The following is a 24,090-nucleotide window of genomic DNA, read 5'->3' as shown; positions in this document are numbered from 1 at the left end:
TTTCAATATTAAAATTCTAATCTGATTTATGAAAGCAAAGGTGTTCTTTTTATCGCTTATAGCGTTTTTTGCCCTGTCTCTGCAGGCGGCAGTAGTCGATACTATCTATGTGCATAGTGATGCCATGAATAAAGATATTCAGACAATCGTTATTTCGCCGGGAAAAGGAAAAACGACAGCTCCTGTTATTTACTTATTGCATGGGCATGGAGGAAATGCGAAAACATGGATTTCCGTAAAACCCAATTTACCGGAGATTGCCGATCAGTATGGAATTATGTTCGTTTGTCCGGATGGCAAGAACAGTTGGTACTGGGATAGCCCGGTCGATCCGTCTTATCGCTATGAGACATTTGTATCGAAAGAGCTTATCGATTATATAGATGCCAGTTATCCGACTATTAAAAACCGCACAGGGCGTGCCATTACCGGATTGAGTATGGGCGGTCACGGCGCTATGTGGTTGTCGTTCCGCCATAAAGATATCTTCGGAGCGGCTGGGAGTACAAGCGGTGGTGTGGATATCCGCCCTTTCCCGAATAACTGGCATATGAGTGACTGGTTAGGAAAAGAAAGCGAAAACCAGGAAGTTTGGGATAACCATACGGCCATCAACCAGATCGACCGCCTGAAGAATGGCGACCTGGCACTCATCATCGATTGCGGATATAGTGATTTCTTTTTTGAAGTGAACAACGATTTCCACAAGAAACTGCTGAAGTATAAAATAGACCATGATTTCCTTGTTCGCCCCGGAGCGCATAATGGGGATTACTGGCGTAATTCAATAGATTATCAGATATTGTTCTTCAAGAATTATTTCGATAAACGCAAATGAAATAAAAAAGGCGATCCTTATAAAGGTCGCCTTTCCTGTTCTATATCTTTTGAAAGATCAGCTCAATCCTTCAACCAATCCGTTTACGATGTCAATCCGTTTAGCTTGCGGATCTTTGGGAAGTCCCGGCATACGCATGATCTCACCCATGATAACAACGATCATTTCCGCACCATTGTTGATAACAACGTCGCGCACCTTCAATTCAAAATCTTTGGCAACGCCGTACGCTTTCGGGTCGGAAGAGAATGAATACTGGGTTTTAGCAATGCAGATCGGATAGTGGGAGATACCCAGGCTTTCGATCTGTTTGATCTTTTTGTCGGCAAGAGTCGTGTAAGTAACCGATGCTGCGCCATAGATTTCTTCAGAAACCTTCTTGATCTTTTCGCGTACCGGATCAGTATCTTCGTAAACCATTTTCAGTGGAGCCGACGGTTTGTTTTCGATCGTATCGACAACCAGTTTAGCCAGTTCAACGCCACCTTCGCCACCTTCTGCAAATACACTGTTCATCGCAAAGCCGACGCCCAGTTCCTTACAATGTTCGGCAACCAGAGCGATCTCTTCGTCCGTATCGGTTGCATACCGGTTGAAAGTAACGATCACTTCCTGGCCGAAACGTTTCATATTGGCCACATGCTTGTCCAAGTTGGCAAAACCGTTGCGTAAGCCTTCGATATTCTGTTCCTTGATCAGTGCTTCAGGCACGCCGCCGTGCAGCTTCAAGCTCTGTGCAGTAGCAACGATAACTGTCAGTTTCGGAGTCAGTCCCGCTTTACGGCATTTGATGTCGAAGAACTTTTCTGCACCCAGATCGGCACCGAAACCGGCTTCCGTGATCACATAGTCACCATAGGTAAGCGCCATCTTGGTTGCGATTATAGAGTTACATCCATGTGCGATGTTGGCGAACGGGCCACCGTGAACGAAAGCAGGCGTATTCTCAGTTGTCTGCACCAGGTTGGGCAGCAAAGCATCTTTCAACAGTACGGTGATAGCTCCGGCAACTCCCAGGTCTTTTACCGTGAACGGCTGATCGTCGTAGGTGTAACCCAGTAAGATGTTACCGATACGGCGTTTCAAGTCTTCCAGGTCGGTCGCCAGACAAAGGATAGCCATCATTTCGGAAGCAGGAGTGATATCAAATCCTGTCTCAGTCGGTATGCCATTGGCAGAACCTCCCAAGCCCGATACGATGTTGCGCAGGCTGCGGTCGTTTACGTCGAGTACACGTTTCCATTTGATCTCTTTCAGTCCTTCACATGTATTGCGTGTCTGATAGATATAATTATCCAGCAGTGCAGTGATCATGTTGTGGGCAGAAGTAACGGCATGGAAATCGCCGGTGAAATGCAGGTTGATATTTTCCATCGGTAATACCTGGGCATAGCCACCTCCGGCAGCTCCACCTTTCATACCGAAGCACGGGCCGAGTGAAGGTTCGCGCAGCGCAGCCACCGCTTTTTTACCGATCTTGTTCAGACCGAGAGCCAGTCCGATAGAAACCGTTGTTTTTCCGATACCTGCTTTGGTCGGAGTGATGGCCGTTACCAGGATCAGGTTGTGTTCTTTTATTTTTTCTTCATCGATGAGGTGAAGAGGCACTTTGGCGATGTAACGACCATAGTTCTGAACTTCCTCGCGAGGAATGCCCAAACCTGTAGCAACTTCCTTTATTTTACGCAGGGAGACTTCTCTAGCAATTTCTATATCCGATTTCATGTGCTTATGTAAGTTTAAGAAGGAACAAAAGTATACTATTTTTAATTAAATAACAAAATGTCAGAATGAAAGGTTGTGGAACCCTATTATTCCCCATGTTTTGTGTTATATTGGTAAAAGTTACAAAAAAGAGCGCATGGAGGTATCTTTGTTAAGTAAACTGTGCGTTTTTCAATTTATTTGTAATCTTCAGTTGGCAAAATAATAGCATTTGGATAGAAGTTGTATTAAAGAACTTTAAAATACAGGTAAAGGGTTGTGGTGCATGATAATTTGCCTAATTTTGCATCATGTCAATAACAAAATGAAACTAACAGCAAGTTTCTGGCAATAAAAAGAAAGTATATAACAATTTTAAAAACTTCGGTTTATGTAATTAAGGAGATTTGATTATGGCAACAATGAGATTTAGTTTTGCAGGAGTAGCATTGAGAGAGACAGAAACAAGTTCATGGATCAGGACAATCGCAGATTGTTTGGGAATCCATATGTTTTCGAAGATGAATCCTTCGGGAGGTATGAATAATGTAGGTTGGGACACCACCAAGCAGAAGGAAATACAGGATCTTCATCATTATGCTATCCGCAACTTAATCCCCAAGGCCGGAGTTTATCAGATGAACTTGCTTGAATCGTTGGCACAGTCTGCTTCCATCTATTCACCGGAAGAGCTTGATTCTCTTTACAGTGGAACGAATAAAAAGATCGAAGAGATTAACAGCCATATATCGGGTGTGTTGGTTAGTGCACGTGAATTATGTAAGTCAGGACACCAGAACTGGGAGTCTGTCCAGTCACTTCGCTATCATATTAACCGCTTGAGCAGTATCATACAGCCTGTATGATCATTAGTGAGAAATAGGGAAACGATTTCTGTGTGATGATTTGCTTATCGGAAGTATAATATTCTTTATCCGTTCCAACGTTTTCAAAGTAGTGGAACTGGGCTTGCGGATGCCTGCGGATACATTCATATACAGCTTCTACGCATTGGGATAGTTTCATGATAACGATCACATATCCTGCGTTTATCTTTTCTGACAGTTCATCCGCAGAAGGTGTACCGGGGATTACGACTATTTCCTCTTCCTGTTTGACAATATGTAATCCGGCCAATGCGCCGGCTGCTATAAAGGCTGGTATTCCTGCGGTACGTTGTACGGCAATACCGGCCTTTGTAAATTTGTCGTAGATATATTGAATAGAAGAATAAAAGCCGGCATCTCCTTCGGCCACGATAACGATCCGTTGCCCGTTCCGGTAGCGGTCTGCGGCTTCGTAGTAAAGGGTATCGTAAACCTTCCAGGCCTCTGTACGGTCTTTGCTCATGGGCAGCATGAAACAGTGGATGGCAGTCTCGTCGATTTCCAGGGCGCGAACAATATCTGCCGCACGCGATAGGGAAGTACCTTGTTTATTCCGGGTTGCCGGACAATAGATGATATCTGCCTGCTGAAGTTGCTTAAGTCCTTTAACGGTAATAAGTTCCGGCTCTCCGGGGCCTAATGAAACGAAACTGATCGGATGTGTCATTTGCTTTTGCTTTTATTCGGAGGGCAAAAGTGATGAAAATAACGGAAGTCTCCAAACAAATAGCCGCCCAATATTACGGATGAAGCGACATTCCCAGATAGATACCTATGCAATAGGGAATTAGCCAGATACACCAGACTACTATGCTGAAACGGTTGAAATGCGCTTTCGCTTTGCGCGAACCCTTGAAGTAAGTCCACAATGCCCATAAGGCATGGATAAACATCAGGACGATCGCTATTATTCCGGTGATAGTGTGCAGGTTATCCTGCAATCCGGTCATCTGTGCAATCTGTTCCATGAGTCCGGTTCCGACCGCATCGGCGAATAGTCCGGCAACAAAGAAGGCCACGTGCCAGGCTTTCAGCTTCTTCTGGATACGTTCGCCCCAAACACCGATTGTATAAAACACTAATGCCGATGAAATTACGCAGATAGCTGCGATTAAGAAATGAGTGTCGATCTGATTGAGTGCCATATTGCTGCCATTTTCTGTAAATAACAGTTCCGTATGCGAATGGTTCAGTTTTTCTTATTACTTTTGCGATCGAAATAGGTTCTGTCAAACTCCTGTTCATGGAGACAGATTAAAAGGGAACCGGGTGTAAATCCCGGACAGTCCACGCTGCTGTGAAGCTTTATAAACATCCTGATAACACCTTTTGCCACTGATCCGGGAGAGATCGGGAAGGCTTTCAGGATGGAAGTAAGTCAGAAGACCTGCCATTTTTTGCATAACGATTGTCCTCGTGGGTTTGGACGGTTTGTGTCGGATAAAAACAAATAGAATATGAATAAGTATTTGGCAGGTTGCTGCCTGTTTGCGTTATTGGCTGCATCGTGCGCATCGAAAGGAAATCAGCAGGAGAAAGAGAATGCATCGTCGCAACAAACGATTACGGTGGATAGTAAGGTCCAGATCACACCTGAATATGCCGAAGGTTTTCAGTTGACCTATGCCGACGGTTATATCCTGATGGATATACATGACCCTCAGAATGAAGAAAGCACTCATTTCCTGTATGCGTTGGTTCCCCGTGGGACGAAGCCGGAAGGTATTCCAGCCGATTATATGGTGATTGAAACACCTGTACGTAGTGCCATTTGTATGACTTCCCTGCAACTATCCAATTTCATCAAGTTGGGCGCAGAGGATAAAGTAGTAGGCATCACCAGTACCCGCCACCTGTTTAACCGGACGATCAACGACCAGTTGAAGGAAGGAAAGACGGCAAAGATCGGGATCGAAGGCAACTTCGATAATGAGGTGATTATGAGTATCAATCCCGACCTGATCCTGATCTCACCCTTTAAGCGTGGCGGCTATGAGACAATGAAAGATATCGGTATCCCGCTGATCCCGCATCTGGGATATAAGGAAATGACCCCGCTGGGACAGGCCGAGTGGATCAAATTTGTCGGTCTGTTACTCGGAATGGAACAGGAGGCCAATGATAAGTTCTCGGCTATCGAGCACCGCTATAATGAACTGAAGGAGCTGACTGCCGAAGGTAAGGTAACCCGGCGTCCCATCGTCTTTAGTGGTGAGATTCATGGCGGTAACTGGTATGCGGTAGGAGGGAAGAGCTTCCTGGCGCAACTATTCAAAGATGCCGGTGCCGACTATTTCCTGAAGGACGACGACCGTTCGGGAGGTGTCACCCTCGACTTTGAAACCGTTTATAACCAGGCTGACGAGGCCGACTACTGGCGTATCGTGAACAGCTATCCGGGAACATATGACTATAAAGCCCTGAAAGACCAGGATCCGCGTTATGCCGACTTCCGTGCTTTCAAGGAAAAAGGAGTGATCTATTGCAATATGCGGGAGAAACCTTTTTACGAAAGTATGCCGACCGAACCGGAAGTGGTGCTGGGCGACCTGCTGCATATCTTCCATCCGAACCTGCTGCCGGATCACACCCCTGTCTATTATGATCTACTTAAATAAATAGGGCCGATGAAGTATTCTAACACTGTCCTGATGCTTTTGGTCGTCGTTTCGATCGTTGTACTGCTGTTCCTTAATCTGGTGTTGGGTTCCGTATCCATCCCGTTCAACTCGGTCTGGAATATTATATGTGGCAATGGCGATGAACCGGTCACCTGGCAGAATATTATCTGGAAATCACGTTTCCCGCAAGCATTGACAGCACTGGTTGCCGGAGCCGGATTGGCTATCAGCGGGCTTCAGATGCAAACCGTCTTCCGCAACCCGTTGGCCGGGCCCTCTGTGCTGGGGATCAGTTCCGGTGCAAGTATGGGAGTGGCCTTTGTCGTTTTGCTGAGCGGAAGCCTGGGAGGTGTGGCGCTTAGCAAGCTCGGCTTTATGGGGGAGATCGCTTTGTCTGTTGCAGCGATAGTCGGTTCCTTGTCTGTCATGGCACTGATCGTCTATGTCTCACAGAAGGTAAAAGGGAATGTGACGCTGCTGATTATCGGTGTGATGATCGGCTACGTGGCAAATGCCGTGATCGGTGTATTGAAATTCTTTAGTGTGGAAGAAGATATACGGGCCTATGTCATCTGGGGACTGGGGAGTTTCTCGCGCGTCTCGGGTAATCAGATGATGCTTTTCGTGATCATTATGGCGATCCTGATCCCTCTTTCGTTCCTATTGATAAAGACATTGAACCTGATGCTCCTCGGTGACGGCTATGCCCGCAACCTGGGACTGAATATTAAACGGGCACGCCTGCTCGTCATCACCTCTGCCGGTGTCCTGACCGCGATCGTTACCGCCTATTGCGGCCCGATCGTCTTTCTGGGATTGGCTGTGCCGCATCTCTGCCGGGCTATTTTCCAGACATCCGACCACCGGGTGCTGATGCCCGGTGTCCTGTTTGTCGGTGCCGCCCTGGCGCTGGCCTGTAACCTGATTGCACGTATGCCGGGATTTGAAGGAGCCTTGCCCGTCAACTCGGTTACTGCCTTGGTCGGTGCTCCCGTTGTTGCATCCGTATTATTCCGCAAACGCAAAAACGAACTGAACGAATGAGTATGAAAGAGGCAACTATCCGGATAAACAACCTTTCTATCGGCTATCGTTCCAAGAATGATACAAGGCTGGTAGCAAGCAATATAACCACTACGATATACAGTGGAGAATTAACTTGCCTGCTGGGTGCCAACGGGGTGGGAAAGTCTACTTTATTGCGTACGCTCTCCGCTTTTCAGCCCCGTTTGTCCGGCGAAATAGCACTACTGGGTCACGATATACAGGACTATAGTGATAAGGAGCTTAGCACTATAGTGGGAGTGGTGCTGACAGATAAGTGTGACATCCGTAACATGTCTGTCCGGGAACTCATAGAGATGGGGCGCAGTCCGTACACCGGCTTTTGGGGACGCCTGGGAAAGGAAGACAAGCGGGTGGTGGAAGAGGCGATCGCCCTCGTCCGCATCGAAAACCTGGCTTCCCGGATGGTGCACACCCTCTCCGACGGGGAGCGGCAAAAGGTGATGATCGCGAAAGCCCTCGCACAGGAAACACCAGTGATCTACCTGGACGAGCCGACCGCCTTCCTCGATTTCCCCAGCAAGGTAGAGATCATGCAACTTCTGCATCAACTTACCCGCACCACCGATAAAACGATCTTCCTCTCTACACACGACCTCGAACTGGCTCTCCAGATCGCCGATAAGATCTGGCTGATGGATCGCGACAAAGGCATAAGTACCGGGACTCCGGAAGACCTGGCGCTGAGCGGGCACCTGAGCGGTTTCTTCTCCCGCAAGGGGATTATCTTCGATACCGAAACCGGCTTGTTCCGTATCAACAACCAGTATAAATCCGAAATACGCCTTGTCGGTGAGGGGCAGAAATATGCTATGGCACGGAAGGCTCTTCAACGGAACGGTATCCATGCGGATAGCGGGATCGAGTCGGCGCGTTGGATAGACGCCGGTGATCCGTCCTCTACTTCATTCGTTCTCCACGATTCTGACGGGCAGATCCGGCGTGCGGCAACCATCGAAGAGCTGCTGCTGCAACTGGAATCCTGAAAGATAATGTTAAACTGATTAAACTTTTTCCTGTTCGTTTGTTATATAGGAGTAATTTTAAAAACAAACGACATGAAAAAGTATTTCTTATACGCCATTCTGATTTCCGCTGCCGCATTTACCGCTTGCAGCAGTGACGACTCATCTGATATAGAAGCAGATGTTCCTTTCTATCAAAACCTGGGTGTCGCTTACGATATCACTAATAATACGACACGTGTCGGAGCGAATTTCAACAAGTACGACAGCGCAGGAGTAAACATTAAATTGAACGGCCCTGCCTCTATCCTGATTAACGGCAAGACCCCGAACTTTGCCAACGTCGGTGTTTACTTTTACACCTATTCATTCTCCGGACTGGATGATATGACTTTCGTCTTTACACGGGCAAAGGACAGCGTTTTCACGAATGTAGCCACCCTGAAAGACGTGAAGCCGATTGCCATCCCGGAGTCTTTTACTTCAATCAACCGTAAAACTTCAACCACGCTGACCTGGGAGGGCGATCCTGTCGGGGACGATGAAATGGTGGAAGCTGCCATTTCATACGATGGCGGAGTGACCACCCTCTACAACCGTGATAAAGGCAGCCAATCGATCAGTATCACGCTCGGTAACCAGGTGACCGCTTCCAAAGCCACCTTATCCCTCAGTCGTGCCAAGACTCATCCTTTGCAGGAAAGCAATGGAAATGCCGGCGGGCAACTGGATGTTTCTTATATACAGAGTAAGGAGGTACGCTTGGAGTAAAGGAAATCTAATACATACCTGATAGGATTATGTTTAGAAAATAATGATCCAATATGCCGAAGCTAGAAAAAATTGAGCTATCTGATTAGTGACTGATAGTAACCGGCTCCCCTCTTTGAGAGGGGGTAGGGGGTGTGTAAATGCCAGTAAATAAAACCGGTAAAAAACATAGGGATGGCTTAAATATATTAATGTGTTATTAATTAAGGCCCGTTTATAGGCGGGATTATAACACACCCCCTTCCCCCTCTCAAGAGGGGAGCCAGTTACTATCAGTCGCTATTATCAAAGACTCACTTCTGCCAAAATATGAACTATCAATTACTATCCCATCGTTATTAAGATGATGATGGGCTTTAACCATAAAATTATCTTGGCTATGAAGAAAGAGTATTTAATTGCTACATTATTTCTATCTTTGTATCTGTACTTTTTAAACACGTGGATATATGGAAACAATGTATGCCAGAAAATACCCGATAGGGATACAGGATTTCGAGAAAATAAGAAAAGAAGGTTATCTGTATATAGATAAGACCGAATTGATGTATCGATTGGTAAAAACCGGTAGCTACTATTTCTTGAGCCGTCCCCGTCGTTTTGGTAAAAGTCTCCTGATATCCACATTTGAAGCTTATTTTAAAGGTAAAAAAGAACTCTTCGAAGGATTAGCTGTCGAACAGTTGGAAAAAGATTGGCTGACTTATCCGGTGTTTCATCTCGACCTGAATGCCGCGAAATATGATCAGGTAAGCGATTTGGACGACATGCTGAACCGCAAGCTATCTGCCTGGGAAGAATTATATGGTTCCGATCCGGCAGAAAAAGGCCAGGCTTTGCGGTTTGCCGGTGTCATTGAACGGGCCAGCATGCAGGCGGGACGGCGTGTAGTCATTCTGATTGACGAATACGACAAACCTATGTTGCAAGCTATCGACAATGAGGAGCTGCAAAACGAATACCGCAATACCCTGAAAGCCTTTTACGGAGTGATGAAGAGTATGGACAGGTATATCCAGTTTGCTTTCCTCACAGGCGTGACCAAGTTTGGCAAAGTGAGCGTGTTCAGCGATTTAAATAATCTGGACGACCTTTCGATGAGAAGGCCATATGTAGCTATTTGTGGTATCAGCGAAGAGGAATTACATCGTGATTTCGATGGTGATATTCATACATTGGCTTCTGTGCTCGGTATAACATATGAAGAAACCTGTACAGAGTTGAAAATGAGTTTTGATGGTTATCACTTCGTTGAAAACTCTCCCGGAATCTACAACCCGTTCAGCTTGCTCAATACATTTAAATACCGGCAATTCGATAATTACTGGTTCGAAACCGGTACTCCAACCTATCTGGTAAAGTTATTGCAAAAATCAAATTACGACCTTTATCGGATGGCACATACAGAAACGGATGCCGATGTTTTGAACAGCATCGATGCCATTTCGAGAAATCCCATACCTGTAATCTATCAAAGCGGTTATCTGACGATCAAAGGGTACGACAAAACCTTCGGGCTCTATCGGTTGGGATTTCCCAATAAAGAGGTAGAAGAAGGGTTTATCAAATATCTTCTACCTTATTATACTCCGGTGAGCCAGGTCGATACTGCTTTCCAGATCAAGAAGTTTGCCCGGGAGGTTTATGACGGCGATTATGATGCTTTCTTTCGGCGACTGCAAAGCTTCTTTGCCGATACGCCTTATGAGTTGGTTCGTGACCTGGAATTGCATTACCAGAATGTGCTCTTTATCGTCTTTAAGCTGTTGGGTTTCTATGTAAAAGCGGAATACCATACCTCCGAAGGTCGTGTAGATCTGATTTTGCAGACCGACCGTTTTATCTATGTCATGGAGTTCAAACTCGACGGTACAGCAGAAGAGGCATTGCAACAAATCGAAGACAAGGGGTATGCTCTTCCGTTCGCTTCCGACCCGCGTACGTTGTTCCGTATCGGTGTGAATTTCAGCGCAAAGACTCGCAACATTGAAAAGTGGTTGGTTATTTCCAAATAACTCCTTCTTCCGTTATCAATAAGATAGATAAATCACCTTTAGGCAGGAGTGGAGTACAATGTTCATGGCATCTTTTCAATAAGAGATTGAAGAATGCTTCTTGTTCTTCCACGGGGAACAACTGCCATAACTCCCGGGCCAGCGTGATGCCGTCGATCTTTTGGATGGTCGTTTCGGGACAGCCGGATTGACGGGCCAATTCCTTCAGGAAGTCTTTATTCATCACTACCTTTTTACTATGTGTATCGAGGAAACCTTCGGCCAGTTTAACCGCTTTTCCGATCATTATACCCATAACAACCTGCTGAAAGCCGAGCGATGAAGCTATCTTTAGTGTCTCGCCAATAAAGTTGCCGTAATGTACGAATGCCTGTGGAGGGAGTTCGGGGTAACGGGCTTTCAGGTATCGCTCGCTTTTGGCACCGGAGTTGATTACCAGCGTCGTACAGACGATGGCTTTGGCAACTTCCGTTTCCTTGCGGATAGAGGCGATAAACGCATCCGTGGAGAAAGGGCGAACGATGCCGGATGTCCCGATAATGGAGATCCCGCCGACGATACCCAGTTTCGGGTTGAATGTCCTGGCTGCAATCTCTTCTCCACCGGGCACGGAGATCGTAACGGTTAACCCGGCTGACTTCTCCTGCCGGAAATCCTGTAAGACGGCAGTCAGCTCTTCCGTTATCATTTTTCGGGGAGTGGCGTTGATAGCCGGGCCGCCTACTTCCAGACCCAATCCCGGAAGGGTAACGGTGCCGACCCCTTTTCCGGCAAGAAAGCGGATGCCTGACAGGGCAATATCCGTAGAGAAAGCAACCGTAGCAACGATCCGGCAACCGTTCGTTACGTCCGGGTCGTCCCCGGCATCTTTGACGACTGCGCAGGTGGCACTGTTATCGTTCCAGGCGGTATCGGCGATTGGCAAGGTGATCATTTCACCCGAGGGCAAGGTGATGGGAGAGTCGGCTTGCTCTTTCCGCGTTAGTAGGGCTAGTAAGGCAGCCTTAGCAGCAGCAGTGGCACAGGCGCCGGTGGTATAGCCATGATGCAAGGGGAAAAATTCGGGTAGCAGCCGTTCAATCTGCTTGCGCAATCCGTCTTCCCCGTAAACGATATAGAATGTTTCGGGCAATGCCGGACGTTTTACAACGAACACCGGAATAGACCGGCTGCGGGCGGCAGCCACTTTCTCGTTGAAATATCCCGACTGTCCGCTTTCTTTCGTGATGACGGCATCCGGCTGAAGCTGATCCATCAACTCCCCGGCATCCTCTTCATCGCGATAGAAACACAGTCGGTCGGGGGGAAAACCCTGCCGGATAGCGATGGTAAGCGACTCTTCGCGTTCGAGGATGCGGAACCATGCCGGATGCTTTTCCCACCAGAGGCGGAGCGGGGCGATGGTGTTTACTCCGGTCAGGGCAAGCAGGTTACGGATGCCGTGCTCGTTTAACTTGTCGATGGCATCGTGGTAATCGTCGCACCAGATCAGCTCGTTGTTGCGCGGAGGATAACGCCGCTCATAGCGGATAACCGGCAGTTGGAGGGAGGAGGCGACTTCCGCTACCGTTCGGTGCAGGGCGGAAGCAAAGGGATGTGCGGCATCGATCAGCAGGCGGATATTGTTTTCGCGGCAGCATGTTTCCATAGATGCAGCATCCATCCCACCGGTCAGGCGGATGCCGTGCGCACAGTCTATCTCCTGAAGCGACCCTTTTGTCGAATAGAAATAAGGGGCACTTCCTTCGTCGGCTATGCGGACGGCGGCGCGTCCTTCCGTTGTTCCACCCAGTATCAGTATCATTGTCCGGTTATTTGCGGAACAGATGTTTGAACTCGTCGGCATACAACCGGGAAAGGCCTTCGCGGTTGTCGATAGCATCCCCTACAACCAGCAGCGTTGTCAGTGTAAGGTTGTTTTCTTTCACTATTTGAGCCAGGTCTTTCAATTCCCCGCGATAAATACGCTCGTCTTTCCATGTCAGCTTGTAGCAGGCGGCTACCGGTGTAGTGGGGGCGTAGTGTTGCAGGAGTTCTTCCTGCACCTTGTCGGCTATGCCTGCACTCAGGTAGATACACATGGTACTCTGGCTGGCGGCCAGTTTGTGCAACTGCTCTTTTTCGGGCATCGGCGTACGGCCTTCGCCACGGGTAAGGATGATTGTCTGTACCTTTTCCGGGATGGTGAACTGCGAACGCAAGGCGGCTGCGGCAGCCTGGAAAGAGGATATTCCCGGGGTGATATGATAGCTCATATCGTACCGGTCGAAGAAATTCATCTGTTCCTGTATCGCTCCGTAGATACAGGGATCGCCGGTATGTAGGCGGACAATGAACTTGCCCCTGTCGTAAAACTCTTTCATCAGGGCGAACTGCTCATCGAGATTCATATCGGCCGAACTGCGCACGGTAGCTCCCGGCTTGGCGCAGTAAGTCAGCTCTTTCGGAACGAGGCTGCCGGCATAAAGGATCAGGTCTGCCTTCTCCAGCATCCGGCGACCGCGGATGGAAACCAGTTCCGGATCGCCCGGCCCGGCTCCGACTATCTCGATATGTCCTTGGCGGCGTACGGATTTATCCATGGCCACGGCGAAAGTATATTCGTTGCCTTCGCCCAAGCTTCCCTTTTGTTTTTCCAGTAGCAACCAACCGCCTCCGGCACTGTGAATGGCTGCGGCTTCGGAAACGCTGGCCGATGCCGTCGCCTCTTTTACACGGGGGGACGGGTTGGGAACCGGTATTTTGTTCAATATCTCTGCCGGATAGGTCTTGAACGGACAGTTCATAATGCCGTAAGCCAGCAGGGCAAGCATCGCTTCGTCCTTCTTGATGTCGATGGATGAAATATCGACGATCGACTCCGGGCAGATGTTGTTGTCGATCAGCGTTCCGATGATATGCTGGTGAAGTTCCACCGGATCGCCTTTTATATCTTTCCGGCAACCGATACCGATATGCAAGACCTTCGGGAAGTAGGAAACCATCATCACGTCGGCCTCGTAGATGAACGGCCCTACGGTGATAACCAATTCGAACTGATCGAGCGGTATATCCGAGAATTTATTGAATTGCTGCACATGGGCGGGGAGAGAGCTTTCCAAATAATCCGTACCCTTGTCGCGCACATTGAGCAGCAAAGCCGTCGGTTTCTTATTGACGAATGCGGCGATACAGGCATTCATCGCGTTCTCGTTGTCGGTCAGGTCATCGGCCACGACAGACCAGCCGAACTTTTCGGCCAGCGTATCGAGCGCCCACAACCCCGTGTTGTCGCTTTGGGTCGTCACAATGGCGTTGCCACCCAGGAGTTGTGCCAGTTCGGTGCTGAGTTCATTCGCCCCTCCGATATGTCCCGACAGGACAGGGATGATATATTTACCCGTACTGTCAATGCAGACGACAGCCGGGTCGGTATGCTTGTCCATCACATAAGGTGCGATGCAGCGGACGCAGATCCCCATCGCCCCGATAAAGACGATGGCCTCCGCTTTCAGGAAAAGATCTCCCATAATGCTGTCGATCGACTCCATCAAGACTGTTTCTTCCTGTGATTCCTTGCTGTAAATAACAGCATCGGGAAACTGCTTTTTTATCTGTCGTGCCAGTGGCAGGCTGCTGGCCGATACCACCACAATGGCTAAAGTTCGCTTATTCATAGTTCTTTTATTTTGCTTCTTTAAAAGCCTTCAATATCACTATCGGGTTATAATCGCCGACAGTTATATGTAAAGGATCATCCAGTTTCAGTCCGGCTTCCTGCACCGCATCGATAAACAGCCTCTCGCTCTCTTCGGATACGGAATTGAATACCAGTAGGCCGTCGGGAGCCAGATAACGGGCTACTTTGGCAACGATCTCCTTTAATTTCCCTCCGTGTCCCCCGATGAAAACAGCGTCGGGTGCAGGCAGGTCGGATACTTCTTCCTCCATGAAATCACCGATATGTACGTCGATGCCGGGAGCTCCCAGGCGGCAACTGTTCTCCTCCATCAGTCTCCAGCATTCCTTGCGTATCTCGAAGGCATGGATATGCAGGTGCGGATATTGCCGTTTGGCTTCGATGGATATGGAACCGGTACAGAAACCGATATCCCAGAAGTGGTTGCACATCGGCAACATCAGTGCACTCATATCGAGCACGCGGACAGGCGCTTTGGTGATCATCCGTTCCCTGCCGTCGAGAAGTTCGAACATCTTGTCGGGTATTCCCAGCGGCCGGTAGGTGGTATCGTTGTACATCCGTTGCAGGATAACGCAGTTCGGGCTTTCGATCGAATGCTCTTCCACTTCCGACAGGGCGAGCGAACGCGATACACGCTGCTTCTCCGGGTTGCCCAGATGTTCGCCGATATACATTTTATATTGTGTGAAGCCGTATTTCAGCAGGCGCATGGCAATGGCGGCCGGTGTATGTACATGATCGGTCAGTATGCCGATCTTCATCCTGTTCTCTATCAGTGCACGATCCAGTTCATGCCACGGCCGGCCGGTAAGGGGCACCATCAGCATATCTTCATAAGACATTTTCAATTCGTGCGAAAGCATCTGCAACGAATTGAATGAAGGCATTATCGTAACCTCCGCTTCCGGCATACGCTTCAAGATGGTTGATGCAAATCCGGAGAATAAAGGATCTCCCGAAGCGAACACGACGATCTTCCGGTGGTATTCGTATTCGTCGAAAACATCCGCTAAAGGCACTTTTATATCGATCCATACGGCATCGACAGGAAGGAACGGACGAAGAAGTTCATAGTGCCGTTTCCCTCCCGAAAAGTGGGTGTTACTGTTGATTATATCCAATATTTCCTTGTTCTTGCTTATATAGCACTGGTTATCGGGCATGCCGATAACGATAAATTGTGTTCTCATACGTCTCTTCCGGGTTTTAAATTAATAGCGTCGTTATAACAAAGTATAGAATTTACTAGTGTAGCTGCCAGGTTACTGCCGCCTTTCCGTCCTTCAACGATCAGTTTGGGGATCGAGGCGAACGGTTTTACCATATGTTTGGATTCCTGCACATGCACAAAGCCGACAGGGGCGGCAATGATGCCGGCCGGGGTTGCTTTCCCTTTCCGTATCAGGTCGCACAACTCCATCAGGGCGGTCGGCGCATTACCGAATACGTATAAGGCATCCGGATGTTCGCTTACGGCGACACGGATACCGGCCTGCGTGCGGGTAATCCCTTTATCGGCAGCCAGCGCCACGGCTTTTTCGTCGGACAGATAGCATTTCACCTCAATCCCCATGCGCTGCAAGGCTCCCTTGCGGATGCCGGATGCCGCCATCGTTACGTCGGTGATGATGGTACGTACTTTGCCGCTACTGAGCGACTCGTAAAGGGTTGCTACGGCATTGTCGTCTATACGCAGTACGTTCTCCATGTCGAAGTCGGCTGTCGTATGGATCGCATGCAGCAACGCCCATTTCTTATCTAACGGAATATCTTTGTTCTTCAGTTCTTTTTCGATTGTCCGGAAACTGCGTATCATGATGTCCTGCCCGATACCTGTCTCTTTCTTCCCCATCTTTATCTCCCCATAATAACCGCGGGGAGTGATCATGTGATTCTCGAACCGGTACGTCTGTGAGTTGCCGATGATGATAACGGTGAACATATCCACTTGCTCCGGATCGAAATCTGCCAGCGTGGTGATCGTCACGTTTTCTTCCTCCCGTCCGGCCTGGCGGACGAAGCCGATAGGGGTCTGCGGATCGCGTTCCTGCCGGAATAATTCGATCAGGCGATGGAGCTGCCAGTAGCGGCCTTCGCTTTTCGGATTGTAGATAGCCGTGATAAAGTCGGCCGAAGCGGCGGCCTTGATCCGTTTCTCTATCATTTCCCAGGGCGTCATCAGGTCGGAGAGGGAGATCACGCAGAAATCGTGTCCTACCGGGGCTCCCAGCAGCGAGGCGGCTTTCTGAAAAGCGCTGATCCCCGGAAGTACCTCGATGGAAATATCGCTTCCCTTCTCGCGCTTCATCTCGTAGATCAGCGGCGCCATGCCATAGATACCGGAGTCGCCGGAGCTGATAACGGTTACCACATTGCCCTCGGTAGCGTAATTGTAAGCTTCTTCCGCACGAACCTTTTCGCGTTTCATCCCCGAGTCGATACAGATTGCATCGGGACGGATCGCAGATTCTACAAACTGAAAGTAATACTTATACCCGACAATGACATCCGACTGGCGGATGGCAGAGAGAACTGCCGGAGTAATATCTGATTCGCTACCGGGCCCGATCCCGGCTACGATTATTTTTCCTGTGCTCATCTTTTAGATTTTACAACAAAGATAATGTATTTAAAAAGATAATGTATTTAATTTGTTAGACGATGTATTTTCCGGCGTAAGAATTTTATTCCCAGCCAAACTCCTGACAGGGAAACGAATGTACCGCCGAGCATCAGCCCCCACATCACTATATTCCATAAGATTGGATGGTCTACCAGAATCTTGATGTTTAAACTATGCAAGGCCGGATATATCCAGTGGTTCCAACGGGCGGGCGTATTCACATAACGATATTGCCCGTTACCGGGATTGATGTAATAGCAACTCTTGTCTATATCTTCAATGGTGACCTTCCAGACAGGCAGATCCAGTTTTCTTTTACGTGAAATATAATAGGTGTCGTACTCCTCCAAAAGCCTGATGTCCATCGCGCACTCTGTCCCGTGAACTTGTGCCAGCACGGAATGGATATCTTCGGTATCCAGTTTTAAAGAAGATACGGTGTGCTCCGAATTAGCATTTACAACGATATCGTTTGCATCTGCCAGTATCGTGTAGAAAGGGATATCTCCGAAACAGCCCCATTCCAATTGGCGGATCTGACCGGGATAAGCCTGTATAACGTCCCGGTAATCCAGCGGATAATCGAGTGGGGAAGGAGCCAGCTTCTGAAGTTCCTGTGCCGGGTTTATATCCAGCTTGGCACGAAGCCCCCAGTCCTGCACACGTGCCAGCGACATCATACCGCTGAAAGTGAACGTAAGGACGAACAAACCGAATACCGTTCCTATGATATGATGCCATTTATACCAGAACTTCTTATAGGGAGAAGCCAGTTTGCGCTTGCGTGCCAGCCGGAAATCGCGGACACCCAGATAAATACCGGCAATACACATGATGCACCCGATGCCCGATAGCCAGACAACGACCTTTATCCATAGTTCGGCATCCTGACGTAAAGAGGTAAAATAAACCCAATGCGGGATTGCACCCAGCCATGCCCAGAGCCGGCTGTCTTTATCCGTGTATTGTAAAACTTCGCCCGACTTCGACGAAATATATAATTGGTGCCGTTCCTGATCGGCGAAATGGAACTTGTAAATAGGGAACTCCTTCTTTAGGTTACCGAAAGGGATCCATTGGTCGAGGGTATACAGGGTATCGACCTTTTCCACAGGGGCGGTGCACCAGAGCGAGGCCGTTTCCCGTATACGTTTTCCGTCGATGACCGGCAGCGTTTCCGTAGAGTCTGCGGGAATATCATAACTGTTTTTATCCGTGCGGATATGGAAAACGGTTTGTCCCAGATAGCTGTTGAGGGTGATATTCTTTATCGGTTCTCCTTTGGGTAGGCGATCTTTTATGGTGTGTAGGGAAGGAAGATCCGCTGCCTGCAGATAATCCATCTTTGCCCGTTTGTCTGCCCGGTCGGCGCGTGGGAAGGTGTGATAGATCATTACCAGTCCCGACAGGAACCAAACGAGAAACAGGATACTGAGCAGCGAGCCCAGTATCCTGTGAATTGTTAACATGAGTTTGGTTATCCGTATCATAAGTTGTAGGATATTGCTACCTGATAATTGCGCGGCATGCTCGGTACGATCTGGTCGCCCAATGCCTGGTTGGTATATTCTTTACTGAACAGGTTGTTGATGTTGACCGACAGGCGGATGCGATGGTTCAGTACGTAAGAGGCACCGAGGTCTGTGATCCAGTAACTGTCGAACCATTTGCTGTTGGCCGTATTCCGGTACACTTTATCCGTATAGCTTGTGCTAAGATTGAAACTGAGATTCTTCAGGATACCCTTCGGGATCGTGTAACTACCGTATGCATAGAAGGTGTTTTTGGGAACGTTGTTCTGGTAGTTCCCTTCCAGGCTGGTCGATTTCTCCAGTTGATCTTTGTTTGCTTCCGAATAGATGATCTCAGCCAGTTCCGGGTCTTTAACCTCTTTCATTTCCCGGATGCGCGCATCGGTGTAACCATAGCCGAGAGTGAAGGCCAGTGAGCCGACCGGGGTAAAAGTTGCTTCCAGGTCGAAGCCTTTGGAGTCCATCACACCAAGTTGTCCGATGATCGACATTTTGGTTGCAACTCCGTTTATCTCCTGTTCCACGTTTGTTGCCAATGTCTGTGTCGCATTCGACTTACGGATGTAGAACATGCTGGCATTTGCTTCCAGCCATTTGTTCAATGTGTATTTTACACCGGCTTCTGCCTGGTAACCACTCTCCGGTTTGAATATTTCCTCGTTGTTTTTCGGATAGGAACGTAAGCCGTCACCATCGACATAGATCACGTTGTCCTGATAGAATGTACGGATCGGCTTGAAGAAGGTAGCGAATGAAGCATAGATGGAAGTATTCGGACGAGGTAGGTAAACGGCTCCGAGGCGATAGGTGAACGCGGCATTATGCAAGCGGTTGTAGATTGTGCGGTCTGCATCGTCATATTCCCGTTTTCCTGTCGGTGTCGGAGCATTGGCTTGCAAATAACGGAAGAAATCGCCGCGCAAGGCAACCAGGGCTTTCCAATGTTCGTTGATATCCAGCATATCCTGCACATAAATGCTATTGGAGTAATTATGCGATGGGATTGCTTTCGACATTTTGCTGGTCATATATCCCATACTGTGCGGATCGTATACCGATACATGCGATTGCCATCCGGGGCCCTGAACGTCTGTGCCTTGTCCATAGCCGGTATAGCTTACACGGTTCATCAGCGAGAAAGAATAACCGCCTATGAAATTGTGAGTGACTTCCCCTGTATTCAGCTTGCCGCTTAATTCCAGGCTGTTGCTTACTGTTTTCGATATATGCGAGAAGCGGAGCGGGTAAGACAGATATACGGTGTCCAGGCAAATATATTTTTTCTTGCCGCTTTTCATATAATAATGATCGTAGATCGGATCTTCGCTTTCCAGATAATCCAGTGCTTCCGTACCGAAATAGTTGATGTCATCGTTGTAGTAAGCCAGTTTGTCGATCAGCTTGAAGCCGTTGTCGAAGGTGTGCGTGTATTGGGCAGTCACATTCCAGGCATGGTTCTTCATGAAGTCCGATTCGTTGTTGTAGCGGGCTTCACGGTTCAATCCCGGTAGTTGCTGTTGGGCGCTCAGATATTTCTGATTTGTTTTCGTATCGAAAATATCCCCCGGCATCAGGTCGGGCAAACCGATCTCCGTGCCGTAAAAGTCACGGTTGAAAGCACCGCGTACGTCCAGCACATCCTTAGCTGTCAGATCGGCGCTCAAAGCCAGGTAGCCGGAGAAACGTTTGTTCTGGTTATCGCGCCAGCCGTCCTGATCTGAGAAGTTCACGTTCGCATAATAGTTGACCGGCCCGATCAGGCGGCCGCCCATACCTACTGTGGCCTGCTTGTTATCGTAGCTACCGTAGCTGACACGTGCATTGACTGTCTGTTCCGCTTTCGGGGAAATACGGACAACGTTTAATATACCGCCGACGGCAGAGTGTCCGTAGAGAACCGAAGCCGGCCCTTTCAGTAACTCAATCGATTCGATGGCCGACAGGTCGGGGAAAGGGTAGGAGTTATTGATGGCCGAACGCTCGTCGCGCACTCCGTCTATCATCAATACGGAATGGTCGAAACCACGTACCGACAGTTGCTGGAATGCCCCGTAACTGGTTTGCATACGCACACCGGGCATAAAGCGCACAGCTTCCTGAATATCGCGGATACCCCGTAATTCCAGGCTGCTTCCGGATACTTTATTAACTGAAACAGGCAAATATTTCATCGGAACATTCAGCTTCGTTACCTGCGGAATGTTTCTTTTGGCCGTTTGTACGACAACTTCCTGGATGCTGAATGTGGTGTCCGAGAAATTGGTATATTCTTTTTTCTGTTGAGCCTGAATCGAATTGATGCAGAGGGCAGTCAACGGTAATAATGTCAAAACCTTTTTCATCTTTTCAATCCTTATCAGTTGCGTATGCTTTCTTTTTATCCATGATGTCGATCATCTTATGCTTTGCAACAAAGCGGGCGTGTTCGATGAAAATGTTCTGTATATCGGGATTCTGTCCGAGACCTTCCATCAGGACGGAAACTTCGTAGCCATTGTCTTCCAGCTCTTTCTTCCAGTCGCCGGCAATGTCGTTGTTGGCATGGTCGCCCGCAACGAACATAAAAGGCATGAGCATAACCTTCTTCACACCGCTGGCTTTCAGTTTGGCAAGCATGTTGTCGAATGAAGGATAACCTTCGATCGTCCCGACGTGGAAGTTGGTATATCCTTTGTCTTTCAGCATATAATCGGTCATGGCATATTGGGCGGTGGAAGGAGTGTATGTTCCGTGACCGACCAGGACGGTAGCGCCTTCTTTGGCTCCTTTCTTTGCAATGGCGGCAATGACAGCTTCGTAATCTTCAGGCATGTAAAGCAGCGGATTGCCGATGCGTACGTCTTTGAATTCCTTTTCCAGGGAGGCTACATCTTTACGCAGCGATTCCATTTCCACCCCTTCGATGATGTTGGTCGACTGGATAAGGATGTGGGTGAAGCCTTCCGCTTTCAGTTGTTTCAGTGCTTCGGCCGGGTTTAGCTTTTCAATGCCGCGTGCTTTGAGGCGGCGCATAATGATCCGTGAGGTGTAGGCTTCCCGCACTTCCGTGCCTTCGAAGGCCTCACGTGCCTTCTCGTTGATGGCGTCGATAGTAAGCGCACGGGTTTCGTCGTAAGTGGTTCCGAAATGAACCATCAGGACAGCGGCTTTGTCGCCGGTTTGCATGGAGGCAAAGAAGTCGGATGACTTGAAGTTGCCTTCTTCATCGTGGGGAACGCCTGCATGTACCATAGAGATACTCATCAAACAGCCTACAAGAAGGGCTGCCAGCAGATTTTTCTTTTTCATTAAAAGAGATTTGTTTGTATGTTCATAATAGCCCTCCTGACCCCGGGAGAACGAATTAACTATATGCCTGGCAGGTTTCCTGACTTGCCCGGAAAGCGACCTTCCCGTCCTGATGCGGACAGTGGTGTAAGAATGCTTTCCTTTTATAATGGGCTTCACAGTAGCGGGCACTGTTCCGGATTCACACCGGATTCCCTTTTATACGACAACCGGAAGTCGTCGTATCACCTAAGCGGGGGCAAAGATAGAAAATTATTTAAAAAGAACGGGATTTTATACTATCTTAATTGGTTCTCTCGGAACAACTATGTAATAGCTCCTGTTTCATTACAACAAATAAAAAACCGGACATAAAATGTCTGTTTAGTATTAACGCCAAACAATTTATATATGGAATGGTTTGTAGATTTACTCAAACACTATCCGGAGCTGGCCATCTTTCTCACACTGGCTTTCGGCTTCTGGATCGGGAAGTTTAAAATCGGGAAATTTTCGTTGGGTACCGTCACCAGTGTCCTGCTGGTCGGAGTTTTGATCGGACAGCTGCATATCGATATCGGGGCACCTATCAAATCAGTATTCTTTCTGCTGTTCCTCTTTGCCGTAGGCTACAGTGTAGGGCCCCAGTTCTTCCGTGGATTGAAGAAAGAAGGACTTCCGCAGGTGCTTTTTGCCGCACTGATGTGCCTGTTCTGCCTGTTCGTTCCTTTTCTGTTGGCTAAGCTGATGGGATACAATGCAGGGGAAGCAGCCGGGTTACTGGCCGGTTCGCAGACCATCTCCGCCGTATTGGGCGTGGCGGAAGATACGATCAATCAGGGCGGATTGAGTGCAGCGGATAAAACCTCGATGATAAACGTGATGCCTGTGGCTTATGCCGTTTCCTATATTTTCGGTACGGCCGGTTCCGCCTGGATCATGAGTGATATCGCCCCGCGTTTTCTGGGGGGATTAGCTTCCGTGAAGAAAGCCTGCAAAGAGCTGGAAGCTAAGATGGGAACTGACGACGAGAGCGATCAACCGGGCTTTATGCCGGCCGCCCGTCCGATCACCTTCCGTGCCTATAAGATCAGTAACGACTGGTTCGGTGCCGGTAAAACGGTACAGGAACTGGAAGATTACCTGGAAGCAGAGGGACGGCGTTTGTTTGTCGAACGTGTCCGTATCAATAATATCGTTTATGAGGTAAAACCCGATCTGATGCTTATGAAAGGGAATGAAGTCGTACTGAGCGGCCGTCGTGAGTTTGTGATCGGTGAGGAAAACTGGATCGGGGAAGAGGTGAACGATATCGAATTGCTGGACTTCCCGGCCGAGACATTGCCCGTCCTGATCTCGCGCAAGAAATTTGCCGGTATGACGGTTGCCCGTCTGCGTAAGGAGAAAGTGATGCATGGCGTCAGCATTAAAAGTATTAAACGGGCGGGCATCAGTATTCCCGTCCTCGCTGCGACAACCATCGATCCGGGGGATATGCTCGAACTGGTCGGAACCAAGATGGAAGTGAATGAAGCGGCAACCACTTTAGGTTATGCCGACCGTCCGACCAATCAGACGGATATGGTCTTCGTAGGGTTGGGTATCTTCCTGGGGGGTGTGATCGGTTCGCTGGCACTTCATTTCGGAGATATACCTGTCAGCCTCAGTACCAGCGGCGGTGCCCTGATAGCCGGACTGGTGTTCGGGTGGCTTCGTTCCAAACATCCTACCTTCGGGCGTATTCCGGAACCATCGCTTTGGGTTCTGAATAACGTTGGGTTGAATATGTTCATTGCCGTTGTCGGCATTACTGCCGGGCCGAGTTTCGTAACCGGTTTTAAGGAAGTGGGCGTGAGCCTGTTCGTGATCGGTGCGCTGGCAACGACCCTGCCACTGATCGTAGGTGTCCTGATGGGGCGCTATCTCTTTAAGTTCCATCCGGCAATAACACTCGGCTGTACTTCCGGTGCACGGACAACGACCGCCGCCCTCGGAGCTGTGGAAGATGCCGTTGAAAGCCAGACGCCTGCCCTGGGATATACCGTTACATACGCAGTAGGTAATACCCTGCTGATCATCTGGGGAGTGGTCATCGTCTTGTTGATGAGCTGACGATCCTG

18 protein-coding genes and 2 riboswitches are annotated in these 24,090 nt (G+C 48.8%); of the genes, 8 read left to right on the top strand and 10 right to left on the bottom strand.

The window, feature by feature from the left end; translation table 11 throughout:
• Positions 1-28 precede the first annotated feature (28 nt).
• Positions 29-838 carry an alpha/beta hydrolase gene (locus HMPREF1536_RS21890; protein WP_028729025.1) on the top strand — a complete coding sequence of 270 codons (810 nt, stop codon included), beginning with the start codon at positions 29-31 and terminating at the stop codon, positions 836-838.
• Positions 839-895: 57 nt separating this feature from the next.
• Here HMPREF1536_RS21890 and HMPREF1536_RS21885 read toward each other — a convergent pair whose 3' ends face one another.
• Positions 896-2,563 (bottom strand): formate--tetrahydrofolate ligase, encoded by a 1,668-nt coding sequence (locus HMPREF1536_RS21885; RefSeq protein WP_028729026.1) that lies wholly within the window; start codon positions 2,561-2,563, stop codon positions 896-898.
• A gap of 392 nt (positions 2,564-2,955) precedes the next feature.
• Here HMPREF1536_RS21885 and HMPREF1536_RS21880 point away from each other — a divergent pair, with 392 nt between their 5' ends.
• Positions 2,956-3,408: a hypothetical protein gene (locus HMPREF1536_RS21880; protein ID WP_028729027.1), complete on the top strand. Its 453-nt coding sequence runs from the start codon at positions 2,956-2,958 to the stop codon at positions 3,406-3,408.
• On the opposite strand, the gene HMPREF1536_RS21875 is transcribed toward HMPREF1536_RS21880, so the two are convergent.
• Together HMPREF1536_RS21875 and HMPREF1536_RS21870 are read right to left on the bottom strand one after the other, a co-directional pair.
• Positions 3,392-4,096, bottom strand: a complete 705-nt coding sequence (locus HMPREF1536_RS21875; protein WP_028729028.1) for a precorrin-2 C(20)-methyltransferase — start codon at positions 4,094-4,096, stop codon at positions 3,392-3,394. The two genes, HMPREF1536_RS21880 and HMPREF1536_RS21875, sit on opposite strands and share 17 nt — an antisense overlap.
• A gap of 73 nt (positions 4,097-4,169) precedes the next feature.
• Positions 4,170-4,574, bottom strand: coding sequence for an HsmA family protein (locus HMPREF1536_RS21870; RefSeq protein ID WP_028729029.1), 405 nt, complete (start codon positions 4,572-4,574; stop codon positions 4,170-4,172).
• Between the two features lie 59 nt (positions 4,575-4,633).
• Positions 4,634-4,838, top strand: a riboswitch (cobalamin riboswitch).
• 48 nt (positions 4,839-4,886) lie between these two features.
• On the opposite strand from HMPREF1536_RS21870, the gene HMPREF1536_RS21865 reads away from it, so the two are divergent.
• The 5 genes from HMPREF1536_RS21865 to HMPREF1536_RS21845 all read left to right on the top strand — a co-directional run bounded on the left by HMPREF1536_RS21865 (position 4,887) and on the right by HMPREF1536_RS21845 (position 10,866).
• Positions 4,887-6,047: an ABC transporter substrate-binding protein gene (locus HMPREF1536_RS21865; RefSeq protein ID WP_028729030.1), complete on the top strand. Its 1,161-nt coding sequence runs from the start codon at positions 4,887-4,889 to the stop codon at positions 6,045-6,047.
• Positions 6,048-6,056: 9 nt separating this feature from the next.
• Entirely contained in the window at positions 6,057-7,094 is a 1,038-nt protein-coding gene (locus tag HMPREF1536_RS21860; protein ID WP_028729031.1) for an iron ABC transporter permease, read from the top strand.
• A gap of 2 nt (positions 7,095-7,096) precedes the next feature.
• Positions 7,097-8,101 carry an ABC transporter ATP-binding protein gene (locus HMPREF1536_RS21855; protein ID WP_028729032.1) on the top strand — a complete coding sequence of 335 codons (1,005 nt, stop codon included), beginning with the start codon at positions 7,097-7,099 and terminating at the stop codon, positions 8,099-8,101.
• A gap of 72 nt (positions 8,102-8,173) precedes the next feature.
• Positions 8,174-8,851: a hypothetical protein gene (locus tag HMPREF1536_RS21850; RefSeq protein ID WP_028729033.1), complete on the top strand. Its 678-nt coding sequence runs from the start codon at positions 8,174-8,176 to the stop codon at positions 8,849-8,851.
• Between the two features lie 458 nt (positions 8,852-9,309).
• Complete coding sequence (locus HMPREF1536_RS21845) at positions 9,310-10,866, top strand: ATP-binding protein (RefSeq protein WP_028729034.1); 1,557 nt, start codon at positions 9,310-9,312, stop codon at positions 10,864-10,866.
• On the opposite strand, the gene cbiD is transcribed toward HMPREF1536_RS21845, so the two are convergent.
• From cbiD to HMPREF1536_RS21810, 7 genes are read right to left on the bottom strand one after another with little or no spacing between them, the layout of a single operon-like run.
• Entirely contained in the window at positions 10,853-12,670 is a 1,818-nt protein-coding gene (cbiD, locus tag HMPREF1536_RS21840; RefSeq protein WP_028729035.1) for a cobalt-precorrin-5B (C(1))-methyltransferase CbiD, read from the bottom strand. The genes HMPREF1536_RS21845 and cbiD overlap by 14 nt on opposite strands.
• 7 nt (positions 12,671-12,677) lie before the next feature.
• Complete coding sequence (gene cobM, locus HMPREF1536_RS21835; RefSeq protein WP_028729036.1) at positions 12,678-14,522, bottom strand: precorrin-4 C(11)-methyltransferase; 1,845 nt, start codon at positions 14,520-14,522, stop codon at positions 12,678-12,680.
• 7 nt (positions 14,523-14,529) lie between these two features.
• A complete protein-coding gene (locus HMPREF1536_RS21830; protein ID WP_028729037.1) occupies positions 14,530-15,738 on the bottom strand; it encodes a bifunctional cobalt-precorrin-7 (C(5))-methyltransferase/cobalt-precorrin-6B (C(15))-methyltransferase in 1,209 nt (402 codons plus the stop codon).
• On the bottom strand, positions 15,735-17,147 hold the full coding sequence (cobJ, locus tag HMPREF1536_RS21825; protein ID WP_028729038.1) for a precorrin-3B C(17)-methyltransferase: 1,413 nt from the start codon (positions 17,145-17,147) through the stop codon (positions 15,735-15,737). The genes HMPREF1536_RS21830 and cobJ overlap by 4 nt, the downstream gene beginning before the upstream one ends.
• Before the next feature lie 47 nt (positions 17,148-17,194).
• Complete coding sequence (locus HMPREF1536_RS21820) at positions 17,195-18,661, bottom strand: PepSY domain-containing protein (protein WP_028729039.1); 1,467 nt, start codon at positions 18,659-18,661, stop codon at positions 17,195-17,197.
• Positions 18,658-21,045, bottom strand: a complete 2,388-nt coding sequence (locus HMPREF1536_RS21815; protein ID WP_028729040.1) for a TonB-dependent receptor — start codon at positions 21,043-21,045, stop codon at positions 18,658-18,660. The genes HMPREF1536_RS21820 and HMPREF1536_RS21815 overlap by 4 nt, the downstream gene beginning before the upstream one ends.
• A gap of 4 nt (positions 21,046-21,049) precedes the next feature.
• Positions 21,050-21,934: a sirohydrochlorin cobaltochelatase gene (locus HMPREF1536_RS21810; protein ID WP_225608090.1), complete on the bottom strand. Its 885-nt coding sequence runs from the start codon at positions 21,932-21,934 to the stop codon at positions 21,050-21,052.
• Between the two features lie 109 nt (positions 21,935-22,043).
• Positions 22,044-22,238: riboswitch (cobalamin riboswitch) on the bottom strand.
• 143 nt (positions 22,239-22,381) lie between these two features.
• On the opposite strand from HMPREF1536_RS21810, the gene aspT reads away from it, so the two are divergent.
• Positions 22,382-24,082, top strand: a complete 1,701-nt coding sequence (gene aspT / locus HMPREF1536_RS21805) for an aspartate-alanine antiporter (protein ID WP_028729042.1) — start codon at positions 22,382-22,384, stop codon at positions 24,080-24,082.
• Positions 24,083-24,090: the final 8 nt, after the last annotated feature.

This window comes from Parabacteroides gordonii MS-1 = DSM 23371, from assembly GCF_000969825.1.
Taxonomy (GTDB): domain Bacteria; phylum Bacteroidota; class Bacteroidia; order Bacteroidales; family Tannerellaceae; genus Parabacteroides; species Parabacteroides gordonii.
The sequence above is the reverse complement of the archived record's forward strand: the minus strand, read 5'-3'. Positions and strand labels throughout refer to the sequence as shown.